Genomic DNA, 16184 nt, shown 5'->3' on the forward strand with positions numbered 1-16184 from the left:
ACGTCCCGTTGTCCTGTTTCATTCTTGAATCAGACTACCAGCGCTTCAAAGCATCTTCGTCTGCGTCTTTTGCGGCAACCCAATCGGCCCCCTGATCCGTGACTTCCTTTTTCCAGAAAGGGGCGCGTGATTTGAGATAGTCCATCAGGAAATCGGCGGCTTCGAACGCCGCTGCCCGATGGGCCGCAGCGGTTGCCACCATCATGATCGGCGCGCCGGGTTTCAACGGGCCATAGCGATGTATTACAAGTGCGTCAGTCAGGGACCAGCGTGCAATGGCTTCCTCGGTGATTTTGGTGATCGCCTTGCTGGTCATGCCGGGGTAATGTTCGATCAGCATTTCCTGCAGGTTTCCGTCGGTGTCCCGCACCACCCCGGTAAAGCTGACAATCGCGCCCACATCGGTGCGGCCTTGCGAAAAGCTGTTCAGCTCCGCCCCTGCATCGAACAGGTCCGCCTGTACCCTCACCAGCATTCAGCCACCTGTCATGGGCGGGAAAAACGCCACTTCGCGGACACCCTCCAAGGGTGCGTCGAAATCCGCAAGCTCTTGGTCCAGTGCGACGCGCAGCGCCGTGATGTCGGCAAAGGCGGCCTCGTAGCGCTCTTCGCGCGCGCGCAACTCGGCGATCAGGTCGTTCACCGTAGTGGCCTGCGTTTCCACCTTTTCCTGCGGAATGCCGATCCGTTCACGGACCCATGCGAAATATATCACGTTCATCAGCCTACGTCCCTGAGATGTGGAAGTGCTTTGCGAAAATAATCCCAGCCGGTCATTAGTGTCAAAACCCCTGCGGCCCAAAGCACCGTAATACCCGCCCACCAACTAAGCACCATTCCCTGATATTTCCACCAAAGGCCCAATTCATCAGGGCCTGTGCCGTCAATTGCGGCGCTGACCATTTCATCGGTCATGGCAAGCGACTGCATGCCGAAATAATGCTCGAACGCGCCGGTCGCGAACAGCAGTGCGATTCCCACCATCTGCGCCGTTGTTTTCCATTTCGCCAGCACCGTCACCTTGAGCGTGCCCGCAGTGTCACCCAGAAATTCGCGCAAGCCCGACACAAACACTTCCCGAAAGATGATCACGGTCGCGGGCAGCAAAATCCATGGGTTCATGCCGGAAAAACCGGTAATGACGACCAACGCTATAATCACCATCGCCTTGTCGGCAATCGGGTCCAGCATCGCGCCCAGCTTGCTTTCCTGTTTCCATTTCCGGGCCAGATAGCCATCAAGAAAATCGGTCAACGCCGCAGTCACAAACAGGACCAACGCAAACCAGTCCGCCAAGGGCCGGGTGAAGTAAAGAAACATAACAACCACCCCCGGCGCAGCCGCGAGACGAAGAATGGTCAGGATATTGGGCACATTCATCTGCATAAGGCCACTGGTAACCTGTCAATCAAGCGGACGCCATAGCCCACGCGAAAGTCACCGAAAACGTGCACGCATTGCCACTTCGCTACAGACTTTTATGACGTGGGGCTTTGGTCGCCGCGCAGGACCGCCCAGCGATTAAGCCACGCCAACCCCGCCAACGCCAAGCCAAGCCCCAGCAGCGAAAAGACCCGGATCAGGCCGCCCAGCCCGCTGATATCCACGACGAATACCTTGGCCACAGCCAGCCCGATCACCAGCAGTCCCGCCTTGCGCAGCACCGCACTTTGCCGGGCCAGCGACTGGTAGAAAAGGCCGGCACCTATCACCAACAGGGCGACAGTATAGCTGTAAAGCTCTGGCTGGCCGATATCCGGCAGTTCCATACCCGCAGACCCGCGCCAATAATGCCGGATCGTCAACCCCAGCCACAAGGTGGCAAGCGCGACGGCAACCGCATTGAACCCCAGCGTGATCAGGCGGGGCAGCGCGTGCAGCCACCGCGCGCCCACCGCAAAGACCACACCAGGCAGCAGATAGGCCGGGATCAACGTATTCAGCACAGGTGGCCCCAAAACACTGTCGCCCACCAGAGCAAATAGCGGGTTCATGACGGACACCGCCAGCCCAAGCTGAACCATCCCGATCAAGAGAAAGATCGTGCCAAAAGCCGCGCGCACAACAAACAGCGGACCACCGATCTGCAACCTGCGCCACTGGCCCATGCCAAGCATGATCCATATCGTCGCCCCAAGTCCGAGGGCCCAATGGCTAAAGCTATCAACCTCTGTGCCCCAATATTCGATCGCTCGAAACAGCAGAAGTGACAGCAGTATCGCGATGGATGTAAAGACGGCACTTTCCAGCAAGACCAGCGTTCTTGGCCGTTTGGCCGCCCGCGCAAATCCCCATGACACCACAAAGGCGACAGCAGCACCGCCATGCGCCAGGAGCATTTCCGCCACAGGCGCTGCGAACGCCCAGTCAAGGCCGGGATTAATAATAAGCCGGTAGCCGATGGTCGTGATCCCGGCCAGAATGTAGATACCCATCAGGGGGAGGTTGAACTGCCGGTCCAGCCATGCCGCCGCAACAACAGTCACTGCAAATGCAACCGTCAGGGCCGCAGAACTGAACAGGATAATGACGCCAAAGGCGATGCTGGCCAAGGCCGACAAGACAGCGAACGACATGCGTTGCCTGTCGCCTGGGCCATCAGCGCGGGCGAACCGTTCGGCCATGCCGACCATCAACGCGGCGATGACCATGGCATGCAGCGCCCAGACATAGGGTCCAAGGGTATCGGCGGGATGCCAGAACGCTTCGACCACGATGGCGATTGCTGGCGCACAGATCGCAGCCCCCGCCGCGACGAACAGCCTTGCCGACCCGCCCTGCAACGACCGCCATGCGGCCGCAACCGACAGAGCCATGCCGATGACAATCATGCTGGTGGGCAACAAGGGCATATCGGCTTCGGGGACCTCTGCCGCAGTCGCCTGCACCGTCCAGACCCAGTCAGCCCCTGCAATGATTGCCACCAGCGCCGCCGCAGGCAGGATCGCCAGGTCAATCAGCGCAGGCGCATTGCGTGCCCAGATCAGCAGGGCCAGCACCATACCGGACAATACGGCTACGCTGGTCCAGAACACATCGGCCCGCCCGACGTCGAACGCAGTCAAAAGGATCAGAACACTGGCGGCCAGAACCGCCCCACCGGCAAGGCGGGTCGGGAACTCCGGCCATGGTTCACCCTTTTTGCGGGCGAACAATGAAAGGCTAAGCAATGTGCCCGCATGATCAGGCACCAAACGCCGCACCGGAATCGCGATGGCGGCCAATACCAGCACCGCGCAGTACATCACAAAATAGGTTTCTGCGATCATGGCTGACCCCAGCATCAACATAACCCCGGCCCCGAACCCAAGGGTCAGGGCGATCACCGACACCCATGCCCAGCGACGCAGGGTATCAATCGCCAGCCCGACAATGGTGACGATGGCGAAATAAGCGAATAGCCCTGCCGGGCTATCCGATGAACCGCCAATGACAAAGGGTGCCCCCATCGCGCCAATGACCCCGACAGAGGCCAGAAGCGGGCCATAAAACCACCCCAGCACCAGCGCCACAGCGCCCACAAGCGCCATGCCGACAAGCGCAACCTCTGGCCCGATAAAATCGTAAAGCAACCGCGCCGCGAGCACGGCCCCAAAGAGCGTGACAACCCCCGCACCTGAAAAGGTGGAGGGCAGGTAGGCGGTGCTGCTGTCCTCTGTGTCGCCAAAGCGCCTGCGAATATATTCGCCTGCCGCGATCAGCACCGCGCCAAAGGCAAAGGCGGCCAGAACCCGCACGACGGGCGGCAGATAACCCTGCTCGATCCCGTAAAGCACAAGGAAGATTCCGGCGAGCGCCAGCGACATTGCGGACACCACATAAAACCAGTTCTGCACGATCCAGTGCATCAGCTTTTGCAGATTGGCACGGTGCACGACGACGGCTTTGGGCGGGCCTTCGGTGGGTTGCGCGGGCGCAGGTGCCTTGGCGGCAATAGCAACAGGAGGGGACGGCTTGGCGGGTTGTTCTGCAATTTCCGGGGGAGGTTCAGGCGCTTTTCGGGGTGCGTCCGGCGCGCCTGCAAGTTGCGCCTCAAGCGCTGCAACACGCCCCCTGAGTCCGGCATTGGAGATCAGTAAGTAGATCACAGCCACCGGAATGGCGAGGATAACAAGTGCGACGAAGACAAGCAGAGATTCCACGAAGTGTCGTCCAATTCTTTTGCAGGTCCTTCCTGATCGTTAACAGAAACCCCTGTCAAATCAAGCAAGGGTGCAGTTCCGACCCCCATCCAAGGCCATAAAAAGTCACGATCAATTGATCTGATCAGGGAGGCAAAAAGGGCCCGATTGCGGTATGGATCTCTAAAGACGCGAGGACAGCAAAGCTGATTTTCCAGTGTCGCTTGTCAGCGTAGAATGTGGACAAATCCGTCAAACGCACCATTTTTCACCATGATTTGCCATGAAAGGATTAATTCTGATGAAGTTACCCTTTTACAATCGCCGGTCTTTCCTTGTTGCGGCAGGTGCAAGTGCCGCCGCCATGGGTGTTGCCCCCGCGACACCCGCCTTTGCCCAGACGTTCGCACCCACGCAGACGATGCGCGGAGGGAGCAATAATTACCGGCCCAACGCGCCACTGGTCAAAAGCCTTGGCACAGGTTTCATGATGTCGGGCATTGTGCGCGCTGCGGGCACTGGCGTGCCGCTGGAAGGTGTACGTATCCAGATCTGGGCTGCGACAACGCTTGGTGGTGAACGCGAACCGCGCAACCACGGCAGCGTGCTGACGCAGGCGGATGGATCATTTGCACTTGAGATGAAACAGATCGTGCCGAATTTCGGCCAACCGCACGCGCATCTGGCTTATGATGACCCGCAGTTCCAGACAGTGTTCCTGCGTCCAGTCATGCCAAGCGCCAATGACACGGCCCTGCAAGCCGATTTCAACCTCGTGCCAGCTTGAATATTGTTTAAGGGCCGCCTGATAAAAGCGGGCGTTTGGGGTGTGGTGGCCAGTCTGATCGTCGTGCCAGTGGCGATTGCAGCCAGCAGCCCCTATCTGCCCAGCCGCAATGCGGCCTATGTGGTCGCTGGCTTCGCGGGTATTGTATGCTTGGGCCTGTTTCTGCTCCAACCGCTTTTGGGAGCGGGCTATCTGCCGGGTGTGCAGCCTTGGCAAGCCCGCAAATGGCACCGTTTCCTTGGGACCGGAATCGCCCTGTGCGTTGCACTGCATGTCGGGGGCCTCTATCTTACCAGCCCACCAGACACGATGGACGCATTGGTCCTTGCCTCGCCCACGCCATTTTCTGTGTTTGGCGTGACGGCCATGTGGGGCATTATATTGACCCTGATGCTCGTGGCAGGGCGGCGGCGGCTTGGGTTGCGTTACCCCGCTTGGCACGTGGTGCATAACCTGCTGGCGCTGATTGTCGTCACCTCGACCGTGATCCACGCAGTCCAAATCGACGGTACGATGGGCACTGTGTCGAAATGGGTCTTGTGTGTCGCCGTGTTGGCCGCAACCTGCACGGCACTGGTTGATGTGCGCCTGCTTCGGCGCAGGCGTGCGACGAACATCGGTTGACCCGCCCCTGTGAAAGCATAGGTTCACTCCAAATCATGAAAAAGGTGCACCATGTCCGACCATATTGACCCCGCCAAACTTGACCGTCTTGCCGAAGTTGCCGTGCGCACAGGGGTCAACCTGCAACCGGGCCAAGACCTTGTGATCACTGCCCCCATGGCCGCACTGCCGCTGGTGCGCCGGATCGCCGTTCACGCCTACAAGGCAGGTGGCGGGATCGTGACGCCGTTTTTCAATGACGATGCAATCACGTTGGCACGCTACGAGAACGCCCCGGACGAAAGCTTTGACCGCGCGCCAAACTGGTTGTTTGAGGGGATGGCGGCAGCCTTCAAAGGGGGTGCCGCCCGCATGGCGATCACCGGGGATGATCCTATGCTGCTGGCCGATCAGGACCCCGAAAAGGTGGCCCGCCTTAGCAAAGCCACGTCCATTGCTGCCAAACCGGCCATGGACCCTATCGTGGGGTTCGAGGTGAACTGGAACATCGTCGCCTACCCCGGTGCGGCATGGGCATCGCGGGTTTACCCCGATCTGCCGGTGGAGGAAGCGCAAGGCAAGTTGATGGATGCAATCTATGCCGCATCACGACTGGATGGCGATGATCCGGTCGCAAACTGGGCGGAACATACCGCCACGCTGAAAGAGCGGGTGAACTGGCTGAACGATCATAACTTCAGCGCGCTGCATTACACTGGCCCCGGAACCGATTTGCATCTGGGGCTTGCGGACGGGCACATCTGGAAAGGGGGTGCATCACCGGCCCTGAACGGCGTTGTCTGCCAGCCGAATATTCCCACAGAAGAGGTCTTTACCTGCCCCCATGCCTACAAGGTCGATGGGACTGTGGCCGCAACGAAACCGCTCGCCCATCAGGGCAGCGTGATCGAAAACATTGCCGTACGGTTCGAGGCCGGACGCATTGTCGAAGCGACCGCCACGAAAGGCGCGGACGTGCTGAACGCACTGCTGAAAACCGACGACGGGGCCAGCCGGATCGGTGAGGTGGCGCTGGTCCCGCACTCAAGCCCGATCAGCCAGTCCGGCACACTGTTCTTCAACACGTTGTTTGATGAAAACGCGTCATGCCACATCGCGCTGGGCCAATGCTATGCCGACACAATCGAGGGTGGGTCAGACCTGTCTCCCGAAGAGATAAAGCAAAAGGGCGGCAACCAGAGCATTATTCATGTTGACTGGATGATGGGGTCGGACGCGGTGGATATCGACGGGATCACAAAGACAGGTGAACGGGTGCCCGTAATGCGCAGCGGTGAGTGGGCCTGACGGCGACGGAGCCATTGGCCACCCATCACCCTGTGCGTTGTGGCGTGCCCGGCTGTTCCGGCAGCGGGGCAATCAATGTAGGGCACGTCTTGGTCAAACAGGGTGACCTGCACTGAAAACCTGTCCGTGACTTTCTCTCATTCACACATTGCGGCGGTATCTGCTCGTACAATGAGCGTTTTTTCGCAACGTTGGGTCTGCGTTCCGGTTATTTTTTTCGCGGTTGCGCGAGCAACGGGCTGCGCGGCCAGGGACAGAATGCGGGTTTCAAACGGTGAAACCTTCACACGATTTGAACGGCAAAGCCCATTGAACATGTCGAAATCAATAACCCTGTCAAAATCCAATTCACCAGATTTCAGACGAAACGCTGCGGCACCATGGATGGTCAAGTCGTCCAGAGTTATCCGACAGCGGCCACAAATACCCCCGAAGGACAGTAATTCGAAGTAGTCGTTGAACTTGATCGCGAATGCATCGGCGAAGCACTCCAAGAGCGTAGCATTCGCTCAGGCATGGAAGTCACCGCGACGATCCCGAGAGGGAACATGTCTGTGCTTGAATATGTCACAGAGCCTTCTGTCGGACCGTTTCGGCGCGCTATCTACGAACGATGAAAGAGTGGAAGACATTCACTATTCAAACGTGTCGGCACATTATCGAATGACATAATCTCCTGATCATCCAAGTTCTGACGCGACTGTCAGCAACAGTCCCAGACCGCTCAGCACCAGCAGCAGCCACAAGACAACGTGCCTGAATGTCTCTGGCCGTGCGGCTGCGAAATGCCGTGACCCCAGCCAGACCCCAAGCGCCAGAACCGGCAGCGACACTGCGATGCGCGCAAAGATGATACTGTCGTAAAACCCCGCAGCCAGCAGGATGCCACCGGCCCAGAAATCCGCCAGAAACAGATAGGCGATCATGGTCGCACGAATCTTTGCCGGACTGTTGTCGGTGAGGGCCAGAAACAGGGCGAGGACCAGCCCGCTTAGGGCCGTAGCACCGTTAATGATACCAACTGACGCTCCAGCTAGCGCATAGGTCCAACCCGAAAATCGACGCGGATGTCTGCGCGACAGCACGAGGTAGCAGCTGGCGCCAAGAATGAATGCAAGCACCAGAATCCGCAACGCAAGATCGTGCATAAAGGCCAGCGAATAAATCCCGATGGGGGTACTTAAAGCCCCCGTAACCGCCAGGATCGCCAGTTTTTTCCAGTCGACATTGCGCAAGATGCCGCGCGCTTGCGCCGCAGACGCTGCCAATTCCAGTGCAATGGACAAAGGTACGATTTCGGCGATGGGCAAGCCCGTCGATAACCCGATCATCAGCACCGCTGTGAATCCAAATCCAGAGAATCCACGCACGTAGGAAGCACCAAACAGGACAACCGCAAACCAAATTGCCACAGGCAAGGGCAGGTTGAGATAGGCTTGCATGAATGTACCGTTGGTGCAGGTCACGGGCATCTGTCTGCAACAGACGCAGGCGCGGCGATGAAGTCTGCGTTTCCTGATACATTCGATTTGCGACGATGAATTGACCTACGTCAAAGTGCAGACCTCGCAAATCGCCGACGATCAGCTGACTTTGGGACCCCAGCGAAAGCTTTTGCGATGCCGCAGGATACTGGACAGACCGATGAACCGGACCCTCCAAATCAGCCTGGCCGGCTGGCTTGGGCGTTGCTTGCCGCGTTTGCATCCGTGCTGCTTCTGCTCAGTCTGCTAAACGATCCCGAGGTCGCAACACCCATCTTGCCCTATAGCACAGTCAAACAGATGGTGCGTGACGGTGAAATCGGGACTGCGGAATTTCGCGATTATGCCATCGTCGTGACCGCAAACCAATCCGACCCAGATGGTGTGACAACATTCCGTGCCGTGGTCCCGCAGCAGGGTGATCCTGACCTTTTGCCCCTACTCGAAGAACACAACGTCGAGGTCAGCGCACGCGAACCGACGGGTGACTCGCTGCTGGTCTATTTCCTGCCATGGGTGCTGATCCTTGCCGTCTATCTGTGGCTTCAGCGGCGGATGATGGGCAATGTCGTCGGTGGGCCGGGTGGCACGATGGGCACACTGCTGGGTGGGCGGTTTGGCAAGCCATCAATCAGCAAGCAGACCGTGACCTTTGCCGATGTCGCCGGTCAAGATCAGGCAAAGCGCGAGGTGTCCGAACTTGTGGATTTCCTGCGCGAGCCCGATCGGTTCCAGCGTGTCGGTGCCGAGGTTCCGCACGGGGTCTTGCTGGTGGGCCCTCCCGGAACCGGCAAGACGCTTTTGGCAAAGGCACTGGCTGGCGAAGCAAATGTGCCTTTCTTTTCGACGTCCGGCTCTGAATTCATCGAAATTTTCGTAGGCGTTGGTGCGGGCCGGGTGCGCAAGATGTTCGAAGCCGCGCGCAAAGCAGCACCTTCCATCATTTTCATCGACGAACTCGACAGTATCGGGCGCACCCGCGGGACCGGGCTGGGCGGCGGCCATGACGAACGGGAACAGACGCTGAACCAGATATTGGCAGAGCTTGATGGCTTTGGCGGGCGCGAGGCCGTGGTCGTCTTGGCGGCGACGAACCGGCCCGATGTGCTTGACCCCGCACTGCTGCGGCCCGGACGGTTTGACAGGCATGTCACCCTGAACCTGCCCGACAAACCAGCGCGCCGCGCGATCCTTGATATCCATGCCAAGGGCCTGCCGATCGAAGACCCTGCCGATCTGGATATGATTGCGGCAGGCACGCCGGGTTTTTCCGGGGCCGATCTGAAAAACCTGCTGAACGAAGCGGCAATCACCGCCGCGCGCCGTGATGGCCGCCTGATCACCCGCGATGATCTGGGCGAAGCGCGCGACAAGGTGATGATGGGTACCGTGCGGTCGCTGGCGATCCGTCCCGAGGAAAAGCATCGGCTTGCGGTCCACGAATCCGGGCACACGGCTGCGGCATTCTATACGCCCGGCGCCGACCCAATATACAAGGTCACGATCATCCCGCGCGGGCATGCGCTTGGCGGGACCCATATGCTGCCCGAGACCGAACGGCATACCCTTGATGAGGAATACCTGAAAATCCAGCTTGTTACCCTTCTGGCCGGACGTGCCGCCGAACGGGTGTTCCTGAAAACAGTCAGTTCCGGTGCTGACGATGACATCCACCGGGCCACCGAGATTGCGCGTTCGATGGTAGCGCGTTGGGGGATGACCGACGATATCGGCCCCGTTGACCTGCGACAAAGCGAGGATCACCCGTTCCTTGGCCAGTCCATCGCGCAACCGCGCGACCATGCAGACGCCACCGCCGCACAGGTGGACGCCGCAGTCATCGCGATACTCAAAACTGCCGAGGACCAAGCCATCAAAGTGCTGACCAATCACAAGGACCGCATTCAGCAACTGGTTGAAAGGCTAGAGGCCAAGGAAACGCTTGAACTGGCCGAGATTGCGCAATGCCTTGACCCCGACAGCAAAGTGACCTCGATCCAGCGCCCCGCAAAGGGACTGGACCACATCCCGCCTGTCAGATGAACCGTGCAATCTTGTCGTGGCGGTGGCGCGTTTCCACATGGCGATCTTCGCTTTTTCTTGGTATCTGTCGGGGTGCAAAGCGAATAGAAAGCCTGATATGTCACTGACCCTCTTTGATCTGAACAAAAAAACCGCACTGATTACCGGGTCCTCGCAAGGGATAGGTTTTGCCTTGGCAAAGGGGCTGGCCGAGGCCGGGGCCGCTGTGGTGTTGAATGGGCGTGACGCGGAAAAACTCGGCCAGGCGGCGACCGCTTTGCAGGCGGCGGGTGCTACAGTGCATCAGTTGGCATTTGACGCCACAGACCACGCCGCCGTTCAGGCAGCGGTGGACGGATTTGAGTCGGACACAGGCCCGATAGACATTCTGGTCAACAACGCGGGCATGCAGTTTCGCACCCCGTTGGAAGACTATCCCGCAGATATGTTCGCCAAGCTCATGACCACAAATGTCACCTCTGTTTTCAATGTGGGTCAGGCGGCGGCGCGGCATATGATCAAGCGTGGCGCAGGCAAGATCATCAATATCGCATCAGTGCAAACGTCGCTGGCCCGGCCCGGCATTGCCCCCTATACGGCCACCAAGGGCGCGGTTGGCAATCTGACCAAGGGCATGGCGACCGATTGGGCCAAATACGGCCTGCAATGCAACGCCATCGCGCCGGGCTATTTCGACACGCCGTTAAACGCCGCTTTGGTCGCTGACCCCGAATTCAGCGCGTGGCTGGAAAAGCGCACGCCCGCAGGACGCTGGGGGCGGGTCGAAGAACTGGTGGGCGCTTGCGTGTTCCTGAGTTCTGCCGCGTCAGGGTTTGTGAATGGCCAGACGATTTATGTGGATGGCGGCATCACCGCCAGCCTTTAGACCCATGCGCGCACTCGTAATCCACGCCCCAAAAGACCTGCGGCTCGAAGAAATTGACATGCCCGGCCCCGGTGCGGGCGAGGTGCTGATCCGGATGGCTGTGGGTGGTATCTGCGGGTCGGACCTGCATTACTACAACCACGGTGGTTTTGGCGCGATCAGGATCAAAGAGCCGATGATCCTAGGCCATGAAGTGGCGGGCCATGTGGCCGAACTGGGGGCCGGGGTTGACGGGCTTGCGGTTGGCGATCTTGTCGCTGTGTCCCCGTCGCGGCCCTGCGGCACCTGCCACTATTGCGGGATTGGCTTGCGCAACCACTGCGAAAACATGCGGTTCTATGGCTCCGCGATGCCGTTTCCCCATATTCAGGGCGCCTTCCGCGAGGTGCTGGTCGCCGACGCCACCCAATGCGTCAAGGCGGATGGGCTGACCGCAGCAGAGGCGGCAATGGCCGAACCTTTGGCTGTTTGCCTGCACGCGACGCGCCGGGCGGGCGACCTGTTTGGCAAGCGGGTTCTGATTACCGGATCGGGGCCGATTGGCACGCTGTCTGTGCTCGCCGCCCGCGCCGCAGGTGCAGCACAGGTTGTCGTCACCGACCTGATGGATAGCGCACTGGATTTCGCGACAGCCGTGGGGGCCGACCGGACCATCAACATGGCCACGGATGCCAGCGATCTGACAGAGTATCAGACGGGCAAAGGCTATTTTGACGTGCTTTACGAATGTTCAGGGGCCGCACCCGCACTGGCCGCAGGGATTGCGGCGATGCGCCCGCGCGGTGTTGTCATGCAATTGGGATTGGGGGGTGATATGACCATCCCGATGCAGTCCCTGACCGCCAAAGAGCTTGATCTGCGCGGATCGTTCCGCTTTCACGAAGAATTCGCCGACGCCGTTGCGCTGATGCGCAGCGGCAAGATCGACTTGAAACCCTTGATTTCGCATAGTGTTACGTTGGAAGACGCGGAAAAAGGATTTGTCCTGGCCAATGATCGCAGTCAGGCGATGAAAACACAGATTATCTTTGCGAAAGGCTAAGAGCTGGCCCGCTAGGGTTAGGGTCCATTCATCCTGCATCATCAGTCTGTCAGATTTTTTCTCCGACAAGGCACATCTGCGCAGGAATGGTCGCTCACCTTCAAGCAGACTTAACGCTCCCTCTCGGGCATGGCTGCGCAATACCCTGCAGGGCAGCGGATCAGCGGGAGTTTGCGCAGGAACAACAAGATGTCCGGGGGACCTTTTCAGGCGCGAACGGGCGGAGCCCTGAAGCGTTTCGCCTTTGACCTGAGGCATCAGATAAAAGCGAAACGCCCACAACATATGAACGTTGCGCGGTGTTTCCCGGAAAGCTGTGGATCAGGTCCAAGGCGAAACGCTGTGGGCAAGCCCGCAGAGTGTTGATTTCACATCATCTCAGCGGAGTACGCCGCTTGTCCACAGAATAACCATGCCCGTCGCAGCGCAAGCCGAGGCTCCGCCCGTTCAGGGCTGAAACGATCCTCTGGATCGTTTCCAATACGCCCCTTACCCACTGATATTTCGTGAAATCATCGCTGACGGCGCAGGATGAATGGGCCCTGACCCTAATGGGCCATCAATACAGGCATTTTTTCCTGCTCCATCATGGAGCGGGTGGTGCCGCCGAAGATGCGTTCGTTCAGACGGCTACGCCCATAGGCCCCCATGACCACCAAGTCGGCGCCGGTTTCTGCGGCTCTGTCCATGATTGCAGCCGATGTCTTTTTGCCACCGCTCGCATATTCCTGCACCGTCACCCGGCAACCATGATGGCTGAGCCAACTGGCCAGATCAGCACCGGGGCTTTCACCGTCGGCCCATTTCTTGGGGTCCGGATCAATGCAGGCAACGGTCACTTCTTTGGCAGACCGCAGCAAAGGCAGGGCACCGCGCACAGCGCGCGCGGCTGGCAGGCTGCTGTTCCACGCAATCAGCACGTTCTCGGGGGCGAGCGCCTTGGCTTTCTTTTCAGAGTTCAAAATGACAGGTCCCGGCGCTTCAAAAAGAAGCCCGTAGACGGTGTTTTCAAAGGCGGTCGTTTCTTCGCGCAGACTATTCAGCACCACAGATAAATCCGCAAAAATCGCGCGGACACCGATTTGTGTATGCAATCCCGTGGGTTCGACACATAAAGTGGCTACCTCACCTGTCAGTCCCTGCTTTTTCAGCAATTCGCGCGTCTGGGTCTGCTTTTCTGCCATCTTTTCGATCATGGCATTGCGTTTTGTGACCCAGTCATCTGGCATGTAGGGCACCGCATAGGGCGCCGCGCCAACCGAATAAGCAGGCAAAAGCGGGACAGGCCCGACATGCAAAACGGACAAACGCCCGTTGTTTGCTATTGCCGCATCAATCAGGGGCGCAAGGTCGGCATCCCTGCCGTTAGGGCCCTGAAGGGCAAGAATGGTTGCATTTTGCATGGTGGACCTCTTTGATTAAAACATCGTCACCTTAAGGCCACCAAAGCATTTAACATTGAGATAGGTCAAACTATTCGCTGTGCAGATTGGCTAGACATGACTAGACCAAGCGGGACAGAACTATGGTTGACAATACACATTACGAAGCGCTTGGCGTGCCGCGTGACGCCAGCGCTGACGACATCAAGCGGGCCTATCGCAAGATGGCGCGCAAATATCACCCGGATGTCGCCACTGATCCCGATGCGGATGCAAAGTTCAAAGCCGCAGGAGAGGCCTATTCGGTCCTGAGCGACCCGGAATCCCGGGCCGCCTATGACCGCTACGGCGCTGATTGGGATCAGCCGCGCCCTGAGCCCGACCAACAAAGAGCCGGTGCGGGGTCGCGGTGGGGTGGCGGCTTTGCCTTTGATGACCGCGACATCAATGCCGACAGTTTCCGCGACTTTTTTGGTGGCCGGTTTGGCGGTGGATTTGGTGGTGGATTTGACAGGTCAGCAATGCAACGCGATCAACACGCCCGCATCGAAATACCGCTGGAGGATGCCGTCGCTGGCGCCAAGCGGGCGGTGACGCTGCAAATGCCGCAGCTTGACCAGACAGGTCACGTCACGATGGAGCAACGCACGATTGATCTGACCATTCCCAAAGGTGTCATGCCGGGTCAACAACTGCGTTTACGAGGGCTGGGGACCGCTGGTGGCGACCTGTTCGTCGAAATCGCGTTTCAGCCCCATCCTGTTTACAGGATAGAGGGGCGCGATCTTTTTGTAGCCCTGCCCGTCACCCCTTGGGAAGCTGCCTTGGGCGGCAAGGTTAAAATGCCGACACCGACAGGCAAGGTGGACCTTAAAATCCCCCCAAATGCGCGGCATGGCCAGAAATTGCGCCTGCGCGGTCGTGGATTGCCCGGCGCACAAAAGGGCGATCTGTACGCTGTGCTGCATATCGTGAACCCGCCAAACCTGTCGCAAAAGGCCCGCGACCTGTACCGCCAGTTGGCAAGCGAATCCAGCTATGATCCGCGATCAAACTTAGGAGCATGAGATCATGAAAAAGGCCGTCAAACGCAATCCATCCGTCGATATGATCGAGACCCTGACGCTATCAGAGCTCACCATTTTCTGTGACACCAACGCTGATTGGGTTTTGGGGCTGGTCGAGCATGGGATCGTCACCCCGATTGCCAAACCGTCGACAGAGCTGCAATTTGAACCGGCACACATTGCCCGGGCCCGCAAAGCCAGCCGGCTAATGCGTGATCTGGGCCTGAATTTTGCCGGTGTCGGCCTTGTGCTGGACCTGATCGAAGAACGCGACGCACTGGCCCGCAAGCTGGCGATGTTTGATACCTACGATCATGCCTGAACACGACAGCCCAGACACTACCGATCGGTGTTCCTGTCGGCACGCATGAACCCAATAAGCTCGTCCTCGGGCATCGGGCGCGCGAAGACAAAACCCTGCAAGGTCCTACACCTCAAATCCCGCAGCATTCGGGCATGTTCCAAAGACTCCACACCTTCGGCCGTCAAATCAATTTTCAGGGTCTGACCGATCCCGACGATAGCCCCGACCAGCGCCTCAAATGCGGGGTCGTCGCGAATTGGCATGATCAGACGCTTGTCAATCTTGAGCGTAACCGGCGCAACATTCATCACACAAATGATAGAGTCATGACCTGATCCGAAGTCATCGACATCAATGTCGATGTTGTTCTCTTCAAGGGTATCGATGTGTTGGCTGAAGGTCGGCCCTTCTTCCTCAAGAAAAATAGATTCCAGAAGCTCGAAAGTCACTGTACTGCCGAGTTTTCCAAGCTCTTTGACAGAGCAAATGATTTCTGGGCCAAGAACCCGCCCGGCGGGCCCGATCCTGGCATAAGATCCGTCTTTGCGCCGCAGTCGAAAATGACCGCTATAGCGCCGGTTTTCGCTTTGCGGGCCGCTTTCAAAAACTTCGAACACCTGTGCGATATCATCCCGATGCAAGAGCGACACAAATGTATCAAGAGAGTCTTCCGGTTCGCCTTTTACGAAACCGAGCGCCTGAAACCAGCTATCAGAATACCATGTTGCGCGGGTATCGGGGTACGGGTTAGCTGATCAAATAATGGCCTGCGTCTTTGCGTCAATGACTGGCTTTCGTCGCAACCTGTCACGCAAAAATACGACAAGCGCGGTGGCGCTGGGGTCAAACCCCGCGCTGGCCGGTGGCTCCACGATGTATAGATCGACATCCCTGACCAAGCCTGAACCGGGTTTGAGCAAAAAAAGTCCGTCGCCCCGGAAACTGCCCGCGCGTTTCCGACTGACCATATTTCAAATCATTCAGCGCAATGCGGTCCACGACCGGCACAAAGTTTTTGAGCAGTTCCCCGATGATCTGTGACTTGGGCGCCGCAAGCATGTCCGCAAAAACCTGATTGCCACGCAATCATCCTGTGGTAATCGCGCAGTACCAGACTGGCCCCGAATGCATCGAAGACGCCATTTCCGGTCGTTGGCAATCAGCGGGTAAAAGCAGGT

Annotated in this window: 16 protein-coding genes and 1 pseudogene; 8 read left to right on the forward strand and 9 right to left on the reverse strand. The window is 58.4% G+C overall.

The features are described from left to right. Nucleotides 1-34 precede the first annotated feature (34 nt). From C8N45_RS10870 to C8N45_RS10885, 4 genes are all read right to left on the reverse strand, one after another. Complete coding sequence (locus tag C8N45_RS10870; RefSeq protein ID WP_108386264.1) at nt 35-475, reverse strand: molybdenum cofactor biosynthesis protein MoaE; 441 nt, start codon at nt 473-475, stop codon at nt 35-37. Beyond that, nucleotides 476-721, reverse strand: a complete 246-nt coding sequence (gene moaD, locus C8N45_RS10875; RefSeq protein WP_108386265.1) for a molybdopterin converting factor subunit 1 — start codon at nt 719-721, stop codon at nt 476-478. Then, the gene (gene pgsA, locus C8N45_RS10880) at nt 721-1386 is read right to left on the reverse strand and encodes a CDP-diacylglycerol--glycerol-3-phosphate 3-phosphatidyltransferase (protein WP_108386266.1); all 666 of its coding nucleotides are present in this window, start codon (nt 1384-1386) and stop codon (nt 721-723) included. Before pgsA ends, moaD begins: the two co-directional genes overlap by 1 nt. 92 nt (nt 1387-1478) lie before the next feature. After that, on the reverse strand, nt 1479-4142 hold the full coding sequence (locus C8N45_RS10885) for a DUF2339 domain-containing protein (protein WP_108386267.1): 2664 nt from the start codon (nt 4140-4142) through the stop codon (nt 1479-1481). A gap of 280 nt (nt 4143-4422) precedes the next feature. On the opposite strand from C8N45_RS10885, the gene C8N45_RS10890 reads away from it, so the two are divergent. Genes C8N45_RS10890 through C8N45_RS10900 form a run of 3 tightly spaced genes read left to right on the forward strand, consistent with a single transcriptional unit; the run spans nt 4423 to nt 6819 of the window. After that, on the forward strand, nt 4423-4908 hold the full coding sequence (locus C8N45_RS10890) for a twin-arginine translocation signal domain-containing protein (protein ID WP_108386268.1): 486 nt from the start codon (nt 4423-4425) through the stop codon (nt 4906-4908). A gap of 45 nt (nt 4909-4953) precedes the next feature. Next, complete coding sequence (locus tag C8N45_RS10895) at nt 4954-5532, forward strand: ferric reductase-like transmembrane domain-containing protein (protein WP_245882637.1); 579 nt, start codon at nt 4954-4956, stop codon at nt 5530-5532. A 51-nt stretch (nt 5533-5583) separates the two neighbouring features. Continuing rightward, nucleotides 5584-6819: an aminopeptidase gene (locus tag C8N45_RS10900; protein WP_108386270.1), complete on the forward strand. Its 1236-nt coding sequence runs from the start codon at nt 5584-5586 to the stop codon at nt 6817-6819. Nucleotides 6820-6956: 137 nt separating this feature from the next. Here the strand turns inward: C8N45_RS10900 and C8N45_RS10905 are convergent, their stop codons facing one another. Next, the gene (locus tag C8N45_RS10905) at nt 6957-7313 is read right to left on the reverse strand and encodes a hypothetical protein (protein WP_108386271.1); all 357 of its coding nucleotides are present in this window, start codon (nt 7311-7313) and stop codon (nt 6957-6959) included. A 186-nt stretch (nt 7314-7499) separates the two neighbouring features. Continuing rightward, the gene (locus tag C8N45_RS10910) at nt 7500-8261 is read right to left on the reverse strand and encodes a sulfite exporter TauE/SafE family protein (protein WP_168769454.1); all 762 of its coding nucleotides are present in this window, start codon (nt 8259-8261) and stop codon (nt 7500-7502) included. 177 nt (nt 8262-8438) lie between these two features. Here C8N45_RS10910 and ftsH point away from each other — a divergent pair, with 177 nt between their 5' ends. The 3 genes from ftsH to C8N45_RS10925 all read left to right on the forward strand — a co-directional run bounded on the left by ftsH (nt 8439) and on the right by C8N45_RS10925 (nt 12253). Next, complete coding sequence (gene ftsH / locus C8N45_RS10915; protein ID WP_108386273.1) at nt 8439-10346, forward strand: ATP-dependent zinc metalloprotease FtsH; 1908 nt, start codon at nt 8439-8441, stop codon at nt 10344-10346. A gap of 97 nt (nt 10347-10443) precedes the next feature. Then, the gene (locus tag C8N45_RS10920; RefSeq protein WP_108386372.1) at nt 10444-11211 is read left to right on the forward strand and encodes an SDR family oxidoreductase; all 768 of its coding nucleotides are present in this window, start codon (nt 10444-10446) and stop codon (nt 11209-11211) included. 4 nt (nt 11212-11215) lie between these two features. Further along, nucleotides 11216-12253, forward strand: a complete 1038-nt coding sequence (locus tag C8N45_RS10925; protein WP_108386274.1) for an L-idonate 5-dehydrogenase — start codon at nt 11216-11218, stop codon at nt 12251-12253. A gap of 548 nt (nt 12254-12801) precedes the next feature. On the opposite strand, the gene C8N45_RS10930 is transcribed toward C8N45_RS10925, so the two are convergent. Next, on the reverse strand, nt 12802-13656 hold the full coding sequence (locus tag C8N45_RS10930; RefSeq protein WP_108386275.1) for a universal stress protein: 855 nt from the start codon (nt 13654-13656) through the stop codon (nt 12802-12804). Nucleotides 13657-13778: 122 nt separating this feature from the next. On the opposite strand from C8N45_RS10930, the gene C8N45_RS10935 reads away from it, so the two are divergent. After that, nucleotides 13779-14702: a DnaJ C-terminal domain-containing protein gene (locus tag C8N45_RS10935; protein ID WP_108386276.1), complete on the forward strand. Its 924-nt coding sequence runs from the start codon at nt 13779-13781 to the stop codon at nt 14700-14702. A gap of 4 nt (nt 14703-14706) precedes the next feature. Continuing rightward, nucleotides 14707-15024 carry a chaperone modulator CbpM gene (locus C8N45_RS10940; RefSeq protein WP_108386277.1) on the forward strand — a complete coding sequence of 106 codons (318 nt, stop codon included), beginning with the start codon at nt 14707-14709 and terminating at the stop codon, nt 15022-15024. Nucleotides 15025-15041: 17 nt separating this feature from the next. Here C8N45_RS10940 and C8N45_RS10945 read toward each other — a convergent pair whose 3' ends face one another. Next, nucleotides 15042-15455 (reverse strand): EAL domain-containing protein, encoded by a 414-nt coding sequence (locus C8N45_RS10945; RefSeq protein ID WP_245882640.1) that lies wholly within the window; start codon nt 15453-15455, stop codon nt 15042-15044. A 90-nt stretch (nt 15456-15545) separates the two neighbouring features. Further along, nucleotides 15546-15713 (reverse strand): annotated as a pseudogene (locus tag C8N45_RS23905) (PAS domain-containing protein); the annotation flags it as partial. Between the last annotated feature and the right edge of the window lie 471 nt (nt 15714-16184).

Source organism: Yoonia sediminilitoris (assembly GCF_003058085.1).
Lineage (GTDB): Bacteria > Pseudomonadota > Alphaproteobacteria > Rhodobacterales > Rhodobacteraceae > Yoonia > Yoonia sediminilitoris.